Raw genomic sequence first — 19,019 nt, 5'->3', positions numbered from 1 at the left:
CTTATTGTAGTAAAGCCATTGAGTAATACTTCGTTGCAAGTTCGTACTGACTATGTTCAGTATAATACTCGGCTAGCTCTGTTGAAAACCTTTTAACATTGTAAAAATCGTTAATTCTTCTGAAATACTCTATGCCTTCCTGCCATACACTTTCAAAATTTATCCTGTCTACATATTTCTTGTGAAGCATTGCGAATTCCCACTTTTTCGCCAAATCATCTTTTTCGATACTTTCATTAAATCCATTAGTATACGTTTCAAGAGCTTTGGAAGTCTGATCCGTCTTCCAATAACAATCAGCCAACAAGTACAAGATTTTCAACCGAATGCGTGCTTGATTATGTTTTAGCGCCTCTTCAAGATATCGAATAGCAGCAGCTGGCAGGTCACTTTTTACATAAAGGACGCCGAGATTGAGATTGGTTGAAGCAATAAAATTGTTGTTACCTACTCTTTTAAATGTCGTTAAAGCACTATGTAGATATTCTTCTGCTCGTTCGAAGTTACGTAGGTCTACATAATTCAATCCTTGCAGCATTTCTGCATGAGCAAGTAGAAATTCAAAAGTCTTATAAGGTTTCAGGGCTTCGATGGCTCTTTCTGCGTGAAGTACAGATAGTGTAGTTATGTCGAGATTAAAATATGTCATCGCTTGGCGAAGATGAAATTCACCTATTTCAACAGGATCATCTAAATGACTCAGATACTTTTCAGCTTTTTCAAAGCAGTTAAGTGCTTCTGGATAATGGGTTTCGTTATAGAATAGTATGCCTTCAGCTAAGTGAAAATAATGTCGGTGGGTATCATTGAAGTGGGGAAGGTATGCTTTTGCTTTGTCAATGGAATTTGCGCCATTCACAGTATCTTTGTGCATCAAGTAAAAGCGACTTTCTAGCAGTAAAAAGTTAATGAGGGTCTCGGTTGTGTAGTCATTCATAAATCTCTTTAAACGTTCATAGATACTAGTTGCCGCTTCTCTTTTATCAAGGCGAATACTGATAGACCAATTGTCCATTTCAGCCGAAATATCGACTTGCTTGGAGATATTCTGTCCCATAATGCAAACTCCTTCTTAATAGTTATTTATTAAATGATTTTACCATTTTTTGCATCTATTTATATTGGGAATGTTTGTAGTTCAACCTCTATCAAAACAAGAATATAGAGGTTGATATTTCCTATTCTATTACATCTTAAATAGGAAAGTTACAATGGTGCTCATAAATACCACATCTACTTTTCTTTTTTTAACCCACTATTCAGCGCTTTGTTTCCAGGCTTATTTCGCATTTGCAGTTGTATAATAAGTAATACATGTGAGTTCCCTCTGACTTATGTTAAAATACGTTAGATGCCAACTACATAAGGTAAGGTGGAAGGAGTCGTTACATTGCCAGGACGCTATTGGTTTATTATTTTGACATACATTTTAATGCAGGTATCTTCATTTGCGCTCATCCCTTTTGTACCATGGATGGACGATCAAGGATTAGATCTCGCAACCGTTTCTTATTGGTGGAGTGTCATTAGCTTCTTTATTGCTGTTATCATTGTATGCATCCTGCTTCGTCAGGATATGCGCTCACCAGCAATGCGAAATGCTACTGGTATCGGTATGACACTCCTATGGATCATAATCGGATTCTTTGGTGCTTACTTTGGGCAGGTTATTGCTGGTTTAATTGAGATTTACGTATTAAACATCCGACAAACTTCTCAGAACACGTCAAATATAATAGATGCTATTCAGTCGGTTCCAGCTTTCGTAATCATCGTCGTTGTATTCGCACCTATATTAGAGGAGATAATTTTCCGTAAGATCATCTTTGGTGAGATTTACAAACGGACAAATTTCTTTGTGGCCGTACTTATTTCAGCACTTTTGTTCGGTGTTGTGCATGGTGACTTGCTGCACCTTTTGCAATACTTCGTGATGGGTGTTATCTTTGCTACACTTTATGTACAAACTAAACGGATTATTGTACCGATTATCACACACGGCTTAATGAATTTGATGGTCGTCATCATTCAGCTTAATTTGACGCCTGAAAAAATTGAACAGATGCAAAAACAACTAGAAAACATGCAAACAATCATCTTTGGAGGAATTTTATGATACGTACGCCATTGCCCTCAGCGATATTAAATCTTGTAATAGGAGTTCTTTTCATATCATGGGCTTATAACGATGTCGATAGTAACGGTTGGGGATTTTTCTCTGTCCTCTTGTCAGCACTAGCTGCTTACGATTTATATATGTCGTTCCGCTATTTCAGCCTGCATTTCAAGATTAAAAAAATGAATAAGAAGAAATAAGGAAAAACCAGCCGATTTGATTTGGCTGGTTTTCTCTTTTATATGCTGCTGCCTTATGAAAACAAATGATCTAAGAAAACTTCTACTCTCCCTAAATCTGTAAGCTTTTCATTACAAGTCTGACTGTCCTTACAAATATAGTTACCGCGATTCACATACGTCTCTTTTCCGCTTTTGACTCTAGTCACAAACAATCCAATTTTCTCAAGTCTGTTACATACAGCCATAAGAATAACCTGACAAAAACACTTTTCTCCTTGAACACTGCCACTGCGAACAATACCATACAGAAGACAAAAGTCATTGGTGGAAAGAAGGGTTTTACCCGTAATATAACAATATATATATTCCCAATTTTCCTATTAATAAAATAAGGTAGAATAGTCTTATAGAGAATTATCGATGGGAGTTGTACTATGGAACGTCTTGATACGATAGATCATCTTGAGAATTGGTCTGTGAGTATTCAGCTTGATAAAAAAGAAGTTGCTCGCAGCATTCATAAAGAGTTGAATAAACATACTGACCATTTTGATACACAAACACTTATCTCCTATTTTTTATTGGAAAGTCGGTATTATACGATTATTGGAGAACTTCAAGCAAGCAAGCGTTCGCTAGTAATAGCTAGGCAATATGAAGATAATTTCACTGAATTCCATAGATATCAACATTTCTTTGCTGAAGGAATTATCGACTATTACGAAGAATTATTCGAGGAAGCGTTAATGAAATTTGAGAAAGCCGAACAACATATAAGCTCAGTAATTGATCCAGCAGGGTTAGGAGAGTTTCATCTCATCAAGGCTATGACCTATTACTTTCTTGATATCACAGCTTTATCTGCTCTTCATGCAGCGAAGGCTGTCGAAAAACTTAATTCTATAGGAGCGCTAAATTTCCTATTGGCGCGTTCAGAGCTAGTTCAAGGAATGAACTACATGGAACTTTCTGATTATGAAACTGCTGAAGAGTATCTTCACAGAGCTCTAGCCACTTGTAAGAAAATCGAAAATGAAAGTCTGTTAGCATCCACGAATCTGAACCTAGGCCTCCTATACGTAACACGCGAATTGCCGGCAGTCGCAATTCGTTATTTGGAAGAGGCATTAGAGAAAAAGCAGGAACGTATTGAATTAAAAACGCTGTATTTATTAGCAGACTCCTATTGGCAGACAAACCAAACTGCGAATGCCATGAAAGCCTACACAGCAGGATTTCAAAAGAGTATAGACAGCAACAATACAAAAATGAAGTGGGAATTTGCTATGCTTCATAAGAAATATGAAGACAAGGTTAACTTTGAGAGCGTTTGGCAAGAAGGAATCGAATATTTTCAAAAAATTAACGATTTATTCAACGTTAGGCACTATTCGAAAGAGTTAGCTCAGTATTATACTGAAAACAAGCAGTATGAACTTGCAACCAGATATTATCTACTCGCTATAATCTAAGGAGGAATAAATAATGAAAAAAGTATTTTTTTCCGTAACACTAGTGGGGACGATTATCGTCAGTGGTTTGCTTGGAGTAGCAAATGAAGATGGCTTTGCAAGTAAGAAAGGCGACTTTGGGAGCGTGATCAAATCCTCGAATATCCTTAATTAATACAGGAGCAGTCTCTACTAATGGGGCTGCTTCTTTTTGATGCTTTTAATAAATAGGACACCCCAGCGTTAAGAATATCTAGGAACAGCAACGTTTACAGCTCTTGTTTTTCCGAAATGCGGACCTACTTGTCATGAGTAGGGAAATTTGATTGTGCTCCCTGCTATGAAACTGTTGAGCCATCTTATTGCCTGGCTCATATAAGGAATCAGCTCTCTTCAATTTGAAATAGGTTCTGATTGCACTATGCATCTGACACAATAATCTTCTTTTGCAAAGCTTTCGTGACAATATGCTGATAGCTTTCTTTATGAGGATTTTTAGCCAGGCGTTTATTGTTCAATTTCCCGATTCGCACCCGCACACCTTTATCTGTTATTAATAACTGTCTGTACGGTTCACTTTTTAAATACTGCTGAAACCAATCCGTTTTTCTCAATTGCTCCATGTTCTCTTGAATATCATCTTCTGAAACATTATATGCATAGGTATATGAAGCTATAAGGTTAAATGCGTCTACAAGAAACACCATATTAAATCCCCCTCCTAGTAAAATCTACGGTTAAATAAAACCTACATTAACAAACGATTGGCTGTTATCTTGCATACGAAGGGAATTGGAAAATGTTTCATTATTGTAAGATTTTTGGCTCTCCTTAACCAAGTGTGCTTGACATTGAAAAAAGCAGAAACTTCCTCTACTGTTTAAAGTGACGAAACCCAAACACAGAAAGGAAGTTCTGCTTGTATAAACAGTTTACTACAGATATTCTACACTTACCAAACTTTCAGCTAAATGGCCAGGGAGAACGTATGGAAGATGGATGGATCTTGGAGATGGAGCCTTTCCCCATCAATCATCTTTGCCCTTTGTGCTTCTAAAAGAGTGTGAATCATGCACGCATGCGCACGCGTGTGTTACGACACGCTTGGGTATCTACCGGAGAAACCATTTATATCCGAGTGCCTGTCCATCGGCAGCGTTGTGAAGACTGTGGTATCACGTGGACAGTGGCGTGGCCAGAGATTCCAGTTCGAGGTAAGTCACTAGCCATTTCAAAAAAATGATTTCCCAAAAGGGGCAAAACCAATCCTTTGAGTCGATTTCAAGGGAAATGAACGTTCCTGCCTCTACTGTAGCTTCCTGGTTTTACGCATATGCCGAGGAAACCTTGGCACGCCCGGAAGACTATGAAGCCCCTACAGCGCTTTGTATGGATGAGTTTGCCCACAAGAAAGGACATACGTACAGTATCGCACTGCAGGATGCGCATACAGGCCATATTTGGCACACATCTCCAGGAAAGAGTCGGGCACGCATACAGGCTGCTTTACGCGAGTATCCGTTTAAAGCGCCAAAAGTCGTGTCAACCGATCTTGCGCCTGGCATGGCACAGACTGTCCGGGAAGTGTGGCCCAGCACAGCCGTTGTGGCTGATAAATTTCATGTCATTCAGCTATTCACGAAAGCACTGGATCGCGCAAGAAAACTTAGCTGGCAAAACGAAGCCAAGCATAAACAGATAAAGCATCAACGTCGCTTATTGATGACGATGCCCAGCCGTTTAAAAGCGGAGGAGAAAGCATCTCTCGACAAGTGGCTGGATAAAAATCTAGAACTAAAAAGGCAATATGATGCGCTCCAAACATTTCGAGCTTTTATGATTCGACGGACTACCACGAGGCAGAACAGGCGTTAGAAGACTGGTGTAGCCATTATCTGTTCCATGGAGCCGGAGCGACTAAGCGTATTGCGAAGACGATTCTCCAATGGAAAAAGGAGATCCTCAACTACTTCGTGTACAACATAACGAATGCACGTCTTGAAGGAACGAACAACCTAATTAAAACGCTGAAGCGTCGGAGTTACGGCTGTCCCAATCTATATAAGTTCAACTTGCGAATTCGCATGGAATGTCGTCAACCTGCTTAGGAATTTGGAGCATACATACGTTAGAGGAAGCATCAAGCACCTTTTATTGTGGAGAACCAGATTTTTTAAGTGATATTCAGCTCAAACTATCCATACTATATCCTTTAGTCCGTTTTAATAGCAATTAAGGGGAACAACGTAATTATTTTCCCCTACCGAAGAAAATAATCATATCTAAATCGTTCATCATCCGGGCTGTTTAAACAGTTATCACATAACGAACTACTTAAAAATTGATGGACATAACGTTCTTTGAAGAAGTCTTTCCCTCTCTCTGTTACTTCCACCTTAAACGAGAGCTATTTCTTATTTTTTTCTATATCAAATCTAAGATGGTCTAAATCCCAAATATCATTGGAAGTATTAGAATATACTACTATTCTCAAACTATCGCCTTTCTCAAAGACATTAGTATCTTCTACTGGAATCTCATACATTTTTTCATTCTCTTCGATTACATCGATTGTATTTGAACTATTGCTCAGTTCGTTTACAGTACCTTCTATAACAAATGACTTTTTAAATTCTTCTTCCCCACATCCACACAACATTAATATAAATAAAGCCAATAATGTTATATATCTAATCCTAATCAGAATCCCCCCTCAGTACGATTGTCTCTGATTTATTCTTTCAAATAAAATATTTAACAGGTTGTAAATCAGTAATAATAATCGCTTTTATGTATTACATGGCTGCTAAATCATCATATGTTTTTAGACCATGGAAGTTCTATTAAATGAATCCCCTTTAAAGGCCTCTATTAGAAAGTAAATATCGAAAAACGAGAGGAGCATATTGAATGAATCAAATTATAGGAGATCAAAAGGTGTGGGAAACACAAAACTGGCTTAATGGAACATATAGAGGAAGACAGGGTTATCAAGTAATTGATGTTAATGGGAGAACGGGTTGGTCCACAATGTACGCTCTAACACGAGCTCTACAAATAGAGCTTGGCATTGGTACACCTGTCGATAGCTTTGGGCCTACTACATTACGTCTTTTAAACAACATGGGGCCAATTTCAAAAGGTTTTAACGAGAATACCAATATAGTTAAAATCATCCAAGGCGGACTATACTGCAAAGGATACAACCCTGGTGGTATTACTGGAACATTTGGAGATAACACAAGTGCCGCTATTAGTAGAATGAAAACAGACATGGGATTAACCGATCCTGATGGAAGTATGACAGCAAAAGTGTTTAAAGGTCTATTAACAATGGATCCATATGTACTATTAAGTGGTGGCAGTATTCTAATCCGCTCTATACAACAATGGATGAACAGAAAGTACATCAACCGAGAAAACTTTTATTTTATGCCATGTGATGGTTTCTATTCAAGGAACGTTCAAAAATCTCTAGTCTATGCTATTCAATATGAACAAGGACTCAGTGATTCTATAGCTAACGGTAATTTTGGTCCTACAACACGTTCCAACCTCCCTACTCTTTCTGTAGGTGACACAGGAGATTTCGTTAGGTTATTTCAAGCGGCAATGATCTTTAATCAATTTGATGTAAGTTTCGATGGCGCATTCACGAGCGCAATAAGTTCTCAAGTGAAGAATTTTCAAGGTTTCACTAAGTTAAATACTACAGGTATTGCAGATTACCAAACATGGTGTTCTTTACTCGTCAGTACTGGTGATCCGACAAGAAAAGGTACTGCTTGCGATACAATCACTGAAATAAATTCTCTAAGAGCAGAAGCGCTTAAAGATGAAGGTTACGAAATCATTGGGAGATACCTTGTTAATGTACCTGGTGGACTCAACAAAAGATTACAGCCAGGTGAGCTACAAACAATTCTGAATGCTGGATTATCTATTTTCCCTATCTATCAAACTGTCGGATCACACGTTGAATACTTCACTCAAGAACAAGGGGAAAAAGACGGCAATAGTGCTACTATTGTGGCACAAGGATATGGCATTCCTCAAGAAACCACAATATATTTTGCTGTTGACTATGATGCTTTTGGAGATGAAATCACTAGTAATATCATTCCTTATTTCAGGGGAATAAATGCAACATTGGGTAATAATTATAATGTAGGTATTTATGGACCACGTAATATCTGTATCCAAGTATCAAATCAAAACTTGGCAAAGTATAGTTTTGTAAGTGGGATGTCTACTGGATTCAGCGGTAATTTAGGTTATCCACTACCCGAGAACTGGTCCTTTGATCAAATTTCTACTATTACAGTTGAGAATAGTAGTACAGCTATTGAAATAGATAACAATATTAATTCGGGAAGAGATAAAGGGGTTAGCTATCTAACTACACCTTCCGAGGAAAATAGGAGTTTCTTTGAACAGTTAAATGATGTACAAAATATTGCTCGGGCCTTTGATCCAGACGTAAATAAAGCCAATTACCTTCTTACCCACTGGTATAGACAACATGATTACACTAGCGCTATGTGGACAGCTACTTCCGGACTTATTGACAATGAATTTGTAGACTATGTCAATGAACAAATCGGTAGTGATATTTACAATATAACTGACCCGATTACGGGCTTTAAAATTGGTTCCGAACATCTTTATGCAACATTGTCCGGGGAATTATATAGCTATATTGATGTTGGAGACAAAGCCATTAAAGATTTTGCCGGCTGGGCTGGAGATCTTGCGACTGTCAATATTGATGTGTTTAATAATATGGATAGCTCTACTTTCGACGGCGATGCGTATGAATGCGCCAAATACTATATTGGCCACGAAACAGACGGTTCATTTACGTTAGATGATCTTCTAGGTGACGTTGACGCATACAATATAGCTCAAATGGTGCTAAATCAATCTCTTACAATATACGATGCTACTGTCAAATATTACGATGAAAATGTACAAAAAAGATTTACTCTATTTTTCGAAAATCGATTTGGAGGTAGCGTAGAAACTCTGGAAGCTGAAGTTGCACGGTATGGCTATGAAGCAGACCCTGTGATAACTGCTATGAGAGAACTTCTGCAGAGTTTCTCGGTACCAAGTGAGGTAGAAGTACGGGTTGCAGCAGCATTCGAAGATGTAATTAGACAGAAAGTAATCGAAGAAGCTTAAGCGAGAAAGAGTGTAGAGATTTTTATATCTCTACACTCTTTTATGTAATAATGATATTCTGAAGAAAATGGTATAGAAAGGATTTATTATGCGTCAATATTTCGGCATTTTCTCATTTTTAATATCTCTATACATTATTTTCTTCTATAAAATAAATATGGTAATAACTTTAGTGTTATTTGCGACCGCAATAATACTAAATTATAACGCCCCTCCTGGTTTCTTTAAGAAAATTTCAACTATCATTTTAGTTATACTTTTGATTATTTATATACTACTAATTATAGTAATCATTATACTTGGATTTTCAATATCCAAAAACCCCTATCCGAATTGAATGATTAAAATGATACTATTAATTTTACATCTACTCGATTAGGATTCCTTCGAAACTTTACCAGCATTAAAAGAGTCCTGTGAAATCAGACTGGTCAAAAGAACCAAGTGTTTGATTACGATTAATAAAAGAATAAAACCACTTTTACTAGATATAATAACTTTAAATATGGACGTGACGTAGAATTATGAGAGATGGTTACAAGCTTTTTATGAATAAGTTCAACATAGACGAGGAAGACCCTATAAAATTCGAAATCGATGAGACTATATATGTAATTGATCCAGTAGTGAAAGATGAATGGGAACTATTAAAAAGTAATATATATAATGGAAATCAAAAAGTGTTTGTTAGGGGCTACGGAAGAGACGCTGAAGGTACAGAATTATATATGAGCTTATATAAAGAGTTGTTTGGTCATAATAACTTCTTTAAAGATGCTACTAATAACGCTGAGCCCACTAAACTAATCAGAAGGTTGACCGGCTATTCAAGACAAGAAAAGCCAACGACAAAATATAAAAGGTTGAGGAACTACCAAGTATCACACATTTTCGGTAAAACTAAGAATCCTTTTGCTTTTACAGCCCCGTGGAACATTGTGTATGTGCCAAAAATAATGGATCCATTTACTGGTCATGAAAGCAAAGGGATACTAACAGAAAGATTTCAAAAGGATTTCTTGACGCATTTCTATAACTATTACAAAGATTATATAGAGGAATTTAATAACATCATGTTTGAATTAAGTCCTCAAGTTGATAAGTACTTAGAGGAAAATGCAGACTTTATTACTGAAAAATTTAAAAGTGATGCTATAGAACAGTTCAGTCCTATTACAAAATGGAGTGAACTTGGTGAGATTCTTATATAGATGTTCGCTAGTTGTATAGACCAGTAAATTACCGAGAGAGCCCTCCCTTTCCGGTTTTCTACAGATTGGGAGGAAATCTCGTTAGTCTACCCTACACTTAAGCAGATATCGATATAACATCATCATCCTCGTGTGTCTCCTCATCAGGAAATTTACTGCACATAGACATTCATTGACCCCGACCGGTATAAAAGATTTGATACGGAAGGAGTGATGGAACGGAAGATAAGAAACCGAGTGAAGCGTTAAGAAGGACAATTGCGCGGCCTTCTTAAAATGATGAAAGAATACAAAGACTGCAAAGATGTGATCACGCAGTTATCTGCTTCCAGAACAGCAGTTGACCGTACAATCAGATTGATTAGAAGTTCCAACTTGGTAGAATGTGTACGAGCAGCAGCGGATGCTTTTGTGAAAGAAATCATCGTTTCGCTCGTAAAGAGCCGATAAGAAGTAAAACACGCAAAACAGGCAGCCAGTACAGCTGCCTGTTTTGTCTATTTTATATTCTTATTAAGATGTGACCGGCTTTGCTGGCCGTTTTGGTGTATGCTTTGGCAAATGCTTGCTTAGATAAGGCATTACCCAGCGATCCAATCCGTAACGTCCGGCATTGGCGCCAGCGATAAGGAGGAAGACAGTTAACAAAACCATCTGGGCATTCGTGCTGACCGTGCCGCTGAATAGGAAAGCGAAGTTCATCGTGATGGCCATGAGTGCGGCAAAGTTAGTGAAGACACCTAGTATGAGTGCGATTCCGACTAGTATTTCACCCCACATGACGAGAAAGCTGAAGAGTCCTGCATTTGGCAAGGCGACCTGTTCTAAGAATACTGCCCACCAGCTTTGCACTGCTGGGTGATCTCCGCCAGCTTGTGCAACTGCACCTTTCAGGAAGCCGCTCGTATCGAATCCGCCGCCTGTCAGTTTACCTAGTCCTCCAGATAGCCAAGCATACCCTAAATAAAGACGAATCACGGTCCACAATCCAGACGCCACTCTGCTGTTTCGAATCCATTGCACAATCATTATTTCCCACACTCCATTCATGAAATTAGTTTGTTAATCTTTTCACATAATAGATGAAGAGGGATTAGCGCTTTTCCTTCTACACTTGTAGTATAAGCGAAATAACCATGCTGCGCTTCTATTTGTGAACGTTTTCACAAATTCGTAATACTCCTTTTACAGTTGTGTGAACACAGTTAAAATAACGTTTACTAGTGCGTACATGAGCTCTATATCAAATGAAAAACCAAGGATGCATACACCCTTGGTTTCCATTGGCTTATACCGTTTTCCGCTGCATCTCCTCTTCCAGCTCCCGCTCTTCCCAATAATCAGCATTCTTAATAGCTACTTGTGAAGGGCGGAAAACAGGGTCCAGTCCTTGCTTCTTTTGTTCCTTGTAATCTTTGAAAGCGATGATGGTCGGTTTGTACAGCAGGATGACAGCAATTAAGTTAACCCATACCATGAGACCGAGACCAATATCTGCTAATGTCCAAGCAAAGCTTGCCGAACGTACCGTCCCTAAGAAGACAGCTGCCAGGAACAATGGTTTCATGATGTTAGAGAAAATCTTCCGTTTCTTCCCTCTAACAATATAAAACAGATTTGTTTCGGCGATATAAAAATAAGCAACGAGTGTCGTAAAAGCAAAGAAGAACAAGGAAATAGCTACAAATGCGGAACCAAATCCGCCAAGTACACCGTCAACTGCCGCTTGCGTATATCCTGCTCCAGCTTCCATTCCATTTGCATAATCAACGATAAATCCGCCATCGGGACTTTCCACACTGTAGTTGCCTGTCATTAAAATCATCAGCGCAGTAGCTGTACAAATGAGCAGCGTATCAATGTAGACAGAGAAAGATTGCACTAAGCCCTGTTTTACTGGGTGTGACACTTCGGCAGCGGCAGCTGCTTGAGCTCCTGTTCCCTGACCTGCTTCGTTGGAATACAGTCCGCGTTTTACACCCCAGCTAATCGCAGCGCCAATAATACCGCCAAAAGCAGAATCAACACCAAATGCGCTAGAGAAAATAAGCGCAAAAGTACTTGGAACTTGTTCGATATTCGCAAAAATGACGATGGCTGCTACAAGTAAATAAAATAATGCCATAATTGGGACTACATAAGAAGCTAAAAAGGCGATTCTGCGGATCCCGCCAAAAATAACGTAACCAACAATTGCGACCAAAGCGATTCCTGTTATCAATGGTGTGATGCCAAATGCGTTATCCATACTTTCTGCAATGGCGTTTGCCTGTATGCCAGGTGTTAACAAACACGTTGAAACAGCTGCAACCACTGCAAAGATATAGCCGTACCACTTCCATCCGAGACCTTTTTCTGCATAATAAGCAGGTCCGCCGCGGTATTCTCCATCTACTCGCTTTTTATAAATCTGTGCAAGTGTTGATTCAGCAAACGCTGCTGCGGATCCGAAAAAGGCAATGAACCACATCCAGAAAACAGCTCCCGGTCCTCCTGCAGCTATCGCTGTTGCCACACCGGCTATATTACCCGTTCCCACCCTTCCTGACAATGCAATAACCAGCGCCTGAAAAGGGGATACGCCGGAAGCAGAACTTTTGCCAGTGAATGTTTGGGTAATCATGTCTTTAAAGAATCTTACTTGCAAGAAACCTGTAGCAATAGTATAAACTCCTGCCACCACAGCGATGAACACTAGCATCGGCACACTCCATAGATATTCGCTAACCTTCCCCAACATAGCTTCAAAGCCCAATAGAATTCCTCCTGGAAAGATGTATTTAAGACGTCGTATGCGTTTATTATGTCGGAAGTGTCAGGAGGTTGCATGCTTTTTGTAAGGTTATCTACGTAAAATAATTAATTTTTCAGAAAATAAACCATTATTGATCTCTGTCAATGATTTCTAGCACGATTGTCTAACAATTCGAAGCAGATATTTTAGTTTACAGAAGACAAAAGCCCTTCTAAATAAGACAGCATTATGCTGCTGATTCAGAAGGGCAATTTCATACTTATGTGATTCTCTTATCGAAATGTATCATGGATTGGGTGGAACAAATCCTCCGCTGCTTGGCGTACAATTGAGAAATGATCTACATTATAATGTCCGTGCAAAATTTGATTATGATGCTGAATGATTTGCTCTGCACTTAGCACATCAGATCCTGCTGTGGCATGACCATCCGCAACGAGTGTCACATCCATTCCTTGTACCGTTGCATAACGCACAGCTGTATCTATGCAATGCTGCGTTTCACAGCCCATGATGACAAGATGGGCGATGTCTGCCTGCTTTACATACGCCAGCAGACCTGTACCGTGAAAGGCATTTGTTGCTTGTTTGTTAAAGATTGTCGCTTCTTCTGGCACAATGATTTGTGGGTGAATAGCAAAACCTGTTCCTTGGCCTTCTGCTACATCCGTATCACGTACAAACAAAATGTCAGCGCCCGCGGCTTGTGCTTTGCTGATGACTACATTAATTTGCTGTAGCAGATTCTCCTTCTGATAGACAGGTCTTTCACCTGCTTCGCCTTCAATCAATGCATGCTGTGCATCAATGATCAGTAGTGCTTGCTTCAAAGACAGCTCCCCTTTATCTGGTTGCTAGAACCTTCCTGCATTGCGACTTGGTTAAGTTTTGACTCTTTTTCATCCGTAACCGCCTCCTTTTTACTAATAATTTCAGTATATAGGACAACTATCTGAGACGCATAACTTATTTTCTTAAAATTGCAATTCTTTGCTGCGTAAAAGATATGTCTGAATCAGCTGCGTGGTATTCTCCAAATCCTTGATTGAAACAACTTGTGTTGTCTGATCCAGATGCTCTATTGGTATATTGAGCACGCTTATTGGGGTCTTGGTAGACAGTTTCTTATATCGATGCTGAAATAAAAACTCCAACTGAAACGCAATGTCATGCGCGATTGCTAAATCAACTAAGAGGTTCTTCAGCGTTTGGTTAATGGGAATCGTTTTGTCTGCTACTTTTATAACGACACCGCTGCCCAGCTTAATGGTTTCCTTACTTTTTTGGGAAGTGCTTGGACGCGGTACAGAGCCGACATAGAATGCCGCTTCTCCTTCTAGCTGGCTGAGGAGCAGTTTTTTGTTTTGAGAAGGAAAAAAGATGACGGTAATTTCCCCATCGCCAGGCTCCCATTGCTGGAGCAGTTTTATGGCAATAGCTGGTGCGATTTTATTGTCCAGTCCTTTGCCGACAACTCTGCCGCTCACTTCGTCCCCAAGATACAGCTGGTCATCATAGCATGTCACATAATTGCCCGTTTCCACTCCCATTTGATGTGCCTCTTGTGCTGTATTCGCACCAATATCAATAACAGCTGCGTGCTCTTCCGCTTCACTTGTCACGACCACACCTTGCAGCAGCCCCTTCTTCGTCTCCACTTGGACTGACTGGCCTAGAGCGAAGGTTAAGGAAAAGTAGTTTGCATCTGCTGCAAGTGCGCCGAAATCCGTCACAGCTGTCACAACATGCACTTCTTCCTTCACCTCTGCCAGCAGTGTTATTTTCGGCGCATACCTCTCCCCAAATTTGCGGACAATAAGATTCCCTCGTTTGTCAACGTGCAGCTCATCAGCAAACGGCGTTATCTTTTCCACTATTTGCGACACAAATGACTGACTGCACCCTTTGTACTTGGATAGATCACGTATTAATTGAAACATATTGTGTTCCCCTCTCTGTAAACGACAGCGGGACAAATACAAAAGCCTCTCGGACAGATGCGTCGAGAGGCTTCCTCTATTCATCTTATCTGCCGGTAATCAAACCGATGGATGTAGCACAGTATCTGTTAACAGACCTGATGCTGAGGTTTCACAGGGCCATATCCCTCCACCTCTCTGGATAAGAAACATATATAGTTTTAAGGAAGTGTAGCAAACGTTTTCGGTATTGTCAATATACCTTATCGGAATAATCGGAAATAATATTCCTTTAGCTTCCTTTTTCCTCTCTGGTATAATGCGATTAACAAGTACGCCTATAAACAGGTCGTAAAGGATGTTATAAGATGCTGGATGCCACCGATCAACAAATACTAAAAGAATTAACAAAGAACAGCCGGATTACGATGAAAGAACTTGGAGAGAAAGTTCATCTTTCTGCTCCTGCCGCTGCAGCAAGAATTGCCAAACTGGAGGACAATCATATTATCGAGGGCTACTCCATCCGAATTAACCAAGATAATTTAGGATATCCCCTTCATACATTTTTGACGATCTTCACCAAGAATACGAGCCACCAGCCTTATTTGGCTTTTCTTCAAACAAAACAACTGTTTATCGTGAACAACTATAAAATAAGCGGTCAAGGCTGTTACTTGCTGGAATGCCGTTTTCCATCACAAGCAGATTTGAATCAGTTTTTGAATGAGTTAAATGACTATGTGAATTACAATCTCTCTATTGTTATTGATCAATAAAGCAACACATATCAACTAACTCTTTCGAATCCAAAGCAAAAGCTTTAAAACACGTTAGAAAAGCCATGTATGAAATAATTCTCCTATTCTAAACTATACATACTTTGAAAAAGGGAGAGAATACCATGCATGTAAAACTAATTCGGAATGCAACACTTGTCGTTGATTATGCAGACAAGAAATTTTTAATCGATCCAATGCTAGCCGCAAAAGGAACATATCCGCCATTTCCAAACTCTGTTCGACAAGATCAATATAATCCTCTCGTTAATTTACCGGAGCCCGTGGAAAACATTCTTGACGGCGTTGATGCTGTTATCTTAACGCATTTACATCTGGATCACTTTGATGAAAGCGCAAAAGAATTGCTGCCAAAGGATATAAAGATATATGTTCAAGATGAAAATGATGCAAATGAGGTTAAAGCGAGCGGCTTTACAAATGTAGAGATTCTTACAGAAAACACAGTCTTGGATGACATACAGTTAGTGAAAACAAAAGGAGAACATGGGCGCGGAGACATATTGAAGCTTGCTGGCAATGTTTGCGGGGTAATCTTGAAGCATGCGGATGAAAAAACACTGTATATTGCCGGAGACACCGTCTGGTATGCGGCAATACAGGATACAATTGCAAAGCAGCAGCCTAAAGTCATTGTCGTCAATGGCGGCGATAATCAATTTCTCGAAGGCGGCTCCCTTGTAATGGATAAGAAAGATATTTTAGAAGTGGCCAAAGCTGCTCCACATGCAACTGTCCTCTCTGTCCATATGGAAGCTGTTAATCATTGGGGACTATCAAGAGAAGAACTTCGGCATTATCTTGTCGAAAAGAAGATAGCCGATCAAGTAATGGTACCTAATGATGGCGAGTCCTTAAAACGCTAATCGTGTTATGTAAAAAAGAGATGAACGCAGAAGCGCTTATCTCTTTTTCTTATATCGTATATTAATCGGCTGGCATCCAGCTCGCGCCAATGCCGCCGCGGCCAAAGTGAATGGCCATCACGGTGCTTATCTCGTTGCCGATAAAAACTTCTACTTTATCTCCGTAAACTTCCATCGCATGCTTCAATTCATGTGCAAGGTCAATCGAGTTCACATGCGTAATTCGGACAACTTGCTTGCCTGTTTCAGCGATATTATGCCCCAATTTCTCGATCATCCACTTCATTACCCGCTTCTTTGTCCGAACTTTTCCCACAACCTCCAGCTTCCCATCCATTAAACCAATAATCGGTTTAATATGAAGCAGGTTGCCGATTCGAGAAGCCGTTTTAGACATTCGGCCCGAACGTACAAGTGTAGTAAGGTCGTTGATGGTTAGGTACAAGTGTCCTTGTCGGCAATAAAGCGAGATTGCTTCTAAAATTTCCGTAAGGGGTTTGTCTTGCTCAATGAGTTGACAAACTTTTATGACAATATTTTCGACACCGATAGACGCTGTATTGGTATCAATTACATGAATACGGTCTTCCGCTCCGTCAATCATCGTACGTGCAATACGAGCTGATTGCACCGTTCCGCTTACATTCTCTGTGCAATGCAAGCTGATAATCGTATCATATTCGCCCAGCAGCTCTTCATACAGTGCTTGAAATGTATCTGGTGAAGGCAGGGAAGAGGAGTAGGAAGCTCCCTCATCTATTAATTTAAACAATTCTTCATTGGTTATATCTTTTAAATCAGTATAAGACTTATCGTTCACAATAACATTCAGGTGCGCATAATGGATGAAGGGATAACGTTGTAAATCCTCTTCTCTCATATTCGTAATACTGTCTGTTACAATTGCAATTTTCATTTATTCACCTCTTCTTAATTATAACGGTTTTAGCAGATAAAGATACAACATTATGTACTTTCAGCAAGGTGCTGCAGATAAAACAAAAGCTGCCGGATGACCGGCAGCTTTCATTTCTTATTCTGGTGCTGTTTCGTGTTCTGGAGTTGTTAAATCAACTTCTTCCAGTTTGTGTACTTTCGTTTTCTTTTTCGCTTTAAAGATGATCCAGCAGAGCAGGAAGACTGGGATACCGATGTAGGAAGCAATAAAGTTGCCCCAATCGATTCCACCATCTGTGAACGATGAGAAGCTCTGACCGATAATGACAATGACACATAGTGTGAAGGCTAGTATCGGCGCTGCCGGATAGAATTTCGCTGTATATGGTAAGTCTTTAATATCGTTGCCTTGTGCCACATATGCTTTACGGAAACGGTAATGACTGACTGCAATTCCGATCCAGACAATAAAGCCGGCCATACCGGAAATGTTTAAGAGCCATGTATAGACAATTCCGTTACCGAAGAAGGAAGTTAAGAATGCTACACAGCCTACCGCTGCGGTTGCAAGCAATGCGTTTACTGGTACACCGTTTTTGTTCAGTTTGCCAAGAAATGCTGGAGCTTTGCCTTCTTTCGCTAAATTCCAAAGCATCCGTGTGCTCGCATACATACCAGAGTTACCGGCAGACAGCACTGCTGTCAGGATAACCGCGTTCATAACCGATGCTGCAAACGCGATACCAGCTTTTTCAAATACAAGTGTGAACGGGCTTAAGCGTACATCATCACTCGCAAGACTGTCCGTTGTATACGGAATAATCAAGCCAATGACGAAGATTGCTAAAATATAAAACAATAGAATACGCCAGAACACCGAACGAATGGCTTTTGGAATGGAGTTTTTCGGGTCATCTGCTTCCCCCGCAGCTGCACCAAGCAGTTCCGTACCTTGGAATGAGAAACCTGCCGCCATGAACACACCAAGCAAAGCAAGGAATCCTCCTTTAAACGGTGCTTCTCCAACAGTAAAGTTCGAAAATCCTCGTGATTCTTCTCCAAGAATGCCAATGATCATTAAAATACCAACAATAATGAAAATGATAACTGTAACGACTTTAATTAACGAGAACCAATACTCTGATTCTCCAAATCCTTTTACCGAAATATAATTCAATAAGAACATAATAAGCAGACTAACGGCACTCCAGATCCATGATGGAACATCCGGGAACCAGAAATCCATAATTAACGTGACAGCTACGAGTTCAGCTGCAATGGTGATCGCCCAGTTGAACCAATAGTTCCAGCCAAGGGCGAACCCGAAGGACTCGTCAACAAAGCGTGTTGCATATGTGCTGAAGCTTCCGGATACAGGCATAAACGCTGCCATCTCCGCCAAGCTTGTCATTAAGAAAAATACCATACAGCCGATTAGTGCATACGCAAGCAATGCACCGCCTGGACCTGCACTGCTGATGGCGCCTCCGCTGGCCAGGAATAGACCTGTACCAATCGTACCGCCAAGGGAAATCATCCCCAAATGCCGGGCTTTCAGTTCTCTGCGTAAGCCGGTTTGTTTCGTGTTGTTTTGATTGCCCACTTTCTTTACCCCTCTCTGTTCTTGCACTGTTGCGC

Annotated in this window: 18 protein-coding genes, 1 pseudogene and 1 riboswitch; of the genes and pseudogenes, 10 read left to right on the top strand and 9 right to left on the bottom strand. The window is 39.9% G+C overall.

Features of this window, described 5'->3' with window-relative positions:
• Position 1 precedes the first annotated feature (1 nt).
• Positions 2–1,057 carry a tetratricopeptide repeat protein gene (locus KS242_RS03375; RefSeq protein ID WP_217323014.1) on the bottom strand — a complete coding sequence of 352 codons (1,056 nt, stop codon included), beginning with the start codon at positions 1,055–1,057 and terminating at the stop codon, positions 2–4.
• 333 nt (positions 1,058–1,390) lie between these two features.
• Between KS242_RS03375 and KS242_RS03370 the strand changes: the two genes are divergently transcribed.
• The 4 genes from KS242_RS03370 to KS242_RS03355 all read left to right on the top strand — a co-directional run bounded on the left by KS242_RS03370 (position 1,391) and on the right by KS242_RS03355 (position 3,924).
• A complete protein-coding gene (locus KS242_RS03370) occupies positions 1,391–2,116 on the top strand; it encodes a CPBP family intramembrane glutamic endopeptidase (RefSeq protein ID WP_217323013.1) in 726 nt (241 codons plus the stop codon).
• Positions 2,113–2,316: a DUF4305 domain-containing protein gene (locus KS242_RS03365; protein ID WP_217323012.1), complete on the top strand. Its 204-nt coding sequence runs from the start codon at positions 2,113–2,115 to the stop codon at positions 2,314–2,316. Before KS242_RS03370 ends, KS242_RS03365 begins: the two co-directional genes overlap by 4 nt.
• A gap of 416 nt (positions 2,317–2,732) precedes the next feature.
• Positions 2,733–3,770 carry a tetratricopeptide repeat protein gene (locus KS242_RS03360; RefSeq protein ID WP_217323011.1) on the top strand — a complete coding sequence of 346 codons (1,038 nt, stop codon included), beginning with the start codon at positions 2,733–2,735 and terminating at the stop codon, positions 3,768–3,770.
• A 13-nt stretch (positions 3,771–3,783) separates the two neighbouring features.
• Positions 3,784–3,924: a hypothetical protein gene (locus KS242_RS03355; RefSeq protein ID WP_217323010.1), complete on the top strand. Its 141-nt coding sequence runs from the start codon at positions 3,784–3,786 to the stop codon at positions 3,922–3,924.
• Positions 3,925–4,168: 244 nt separating this feature from the next.
• On the opposite strand, the gene KS242_RS03350 is transcribed toward KS242_RS03355, so the two are convergent.
• A complete protein-coding gene (locus KS242_RS03350; protein WP_217323009.1) occupies positions 4,169–4,456 on the bottom strand; it encodes a hypothetical protein in 288 nt (95 codons plus the stop codon).
• Positions 4,457–4,988: 532 nt separating this feature from the next.
• On the opposite strand from KS242_RS03350, the pseudogene KS242_RS18275 reads away from it, so the two are divergent.
• A pseudogene (locus KS242_RS18275) lies at positions 4,989–5,857 on the top strand (ISL3 family transposase).
• A 299-nt stretch (positions 5,858–6,156) separates the two neighbouring features.
• Here KS242_RS18275 and KS242_RS03335 read toward each other — a convergent pair.
• Positions 6,157–6,426, bottom strand: a complete 270-nt coding sequence (locus tag KS242_RS03335; protein ID WP_217323007.1) for a hypothetical protein — start codon at positions 6,424–6,426, stop codon at positions 6,157–6,159.
• Between the two features lie 233 nt (positions 6,427–6,659).
• Here KS242_RS03335 and KS242_RS03330 point away from each other — a divergent pair, with 233 nt between their 5' ends.
• The 3 genes from KS242_RS03330 (at position 6,660) to KS242_RS03320 (ending at position 10,594) form a co-directional block, all read left to right on the top strand.
• Complete coding sequence (locus KS242_RS03330) at positions 6,660–8,933, top strand: glycoside hydrolase domain-containing protein (RefSeq protein WP_217323006.1); 2,274 nt, start codon at positions 6,660–6,662, stop codon at positions 8,931–8,933.
• Positions 8,934–9,457: 524 nt separating this feature from the next.
• Positions 9,458–10,144 carry a hypothetical protein gene (locus tag KS242_RS03325; RefSeq protein WP_217323005.1) on the top strand — a complete coding sequence of 229 codons (687 nt, stop codon included), beginning with the start codon at positions 9,458–9,460 and terminating at the stop codon, positions 10,142–10,144.
• Positions 10,145–10,402: 258 nt separating this feature from the next.
• Positions 10,403–10,594, top strand: coding sequence for a metal-sensing transcriptional repressor (locus tag KS242_RS03320; protein ID WP_254391790.1), 192 nt, complete (start codon positions 10,403–10,405; stop codon positions 10,592–10,594).
• 63 nt (positions 10,595–10,657) lie between these two features.
• On the opposite strand, the gene KS242_RS03315 is transcribed toward KS242_RS03320, so the two are convergent.
• The 4 genes from KS242_RS03315 to KS242_RS03300 form a co-directional block, all read right to left on the bottom strand.
• Complete coding sequence (locus KS242_RS03315; protein WP_217323004.1) at positions 10,658–11,173, bottom strand: DoxX family protein; 516 nt, start codon at positions 11,171–11,173, stop codon at positions 10,658–10,660.
• Between the two features lie 259 nt (positions 11,174–11,432).
• Positions 11,433–12,884 (bottom strand): alanine/glycine:cation symporter family protein, encoded by a 1,452-nt coding sequence (locus KS242_RS03310; RefSeq protein ID WP_217324044.1) that lies wholly within the window; start codon positions 12,882–12,884, stop codon positions 11,433–11,435.
• A gap of 287 nt (positions 12,885–13,171) precedes the next feature.
• Positions 13,172–13,729, bottom strand: coding sequence for an isochorismatase family protein (locus KS242_RS03305; RefSeq protein WP_217323003.1), 558 nt, complete (start codon positions 13,727–13,729; stop codon positions 13,172–13,174).
• A 144-nt stretch (positions 13,730–13,873) separates the two neighbouring features.
• The gene (locus KS242_RS03300) at positions 13,874–14,839 is read right to left on the bottom strand and encodes a hypothetical protein (protein WP_217323002.1); all 966 of its coding nucleotides are present in this window, start codon (positions 14,837–14,839) and stop codon (positions 13,874–13,876) included.
• Between the two features lie 82 nt (positions 14,840–14,921).
• Positions 14,922–15,027, bottom strand: a riboswitch (SAM riboswitch).
• Positions 15,028–15,186: 159 nt separating this feature from the next.
• On the opposite strand from KS242_RS03300, the gene KS242_RS03295 reads away from it, so the two are divergent.
• Positions 15,187–15,597, top strand: a complete 411-nt coding sequence (locus tag KS242_RS03295) for an Lrp/AsnC family transcriptional regulator (protein ID WP_217323001.1) — start codon at positions 15,187–15,189, stop codon at positions 15,595–15,597.
• A 125-nt stretch (positions 15,598–15,722) separates the two neighbouring features.
• On the top strand, positions 15,723–16,484 hold the full coding sequence (locus tag KS242_RS03290; protein ID WP_217323000.1) for an MBL fold metallo-hydrolase: 762 nt from the start codon (positions 15,723–15,725) through the stop codon (positions 16,482–16,484).
• 61 nt (positions 16,485–16,545) lie between these two features.
• On the opposite strand, the gene KS242_RS03285 is transcribed toward KS242_RS03290, so the two are convergent.
• Both KS242_RS03285 and KS242_RS03280 read right to left on the bottom strand, forming a co-directional pair.
• The gene (locus tag KS242_RS03285) at positions 16,546–17,400 is read right to left on the bottom strand and encodes a DegV family protein (RefSeq protein WP_217322999.1); all 855 of its coding nucleotides are present in this window, start codon (positions 17,398–17,400) and stop codon (positions 16,546–16,548) included.
• A 117-nt stretch (positions 17,401–17,517) separates the two neighbouring features.
• Entirely contained in the window at positions 17,518–19,011 is a 1,494-nt protein-coding gene (locus tag KS242_RS03280) for an amino acid permease (protein ID WP_217322998.1), read from the bottom strand.
• Between the last annotated feature and the right edge of the window lie 8 nt (positions 19,012–19,019).

It is taken from the genome of Terribacillus sp. DMT04, assembly GCF_019056395.1.
GTDB classification, from domain to species: Bacteria; Bacillota; Bacilli; order Bacillales; family Amphibacillaceae; genus Terribacillus; species Terribacillus aidingensis_A.
The sequence above is the reverse complement of the archived record's forward strand: the minus strand, read 5'-3'. Positions and strand labels throughout refer to the sequence as shown.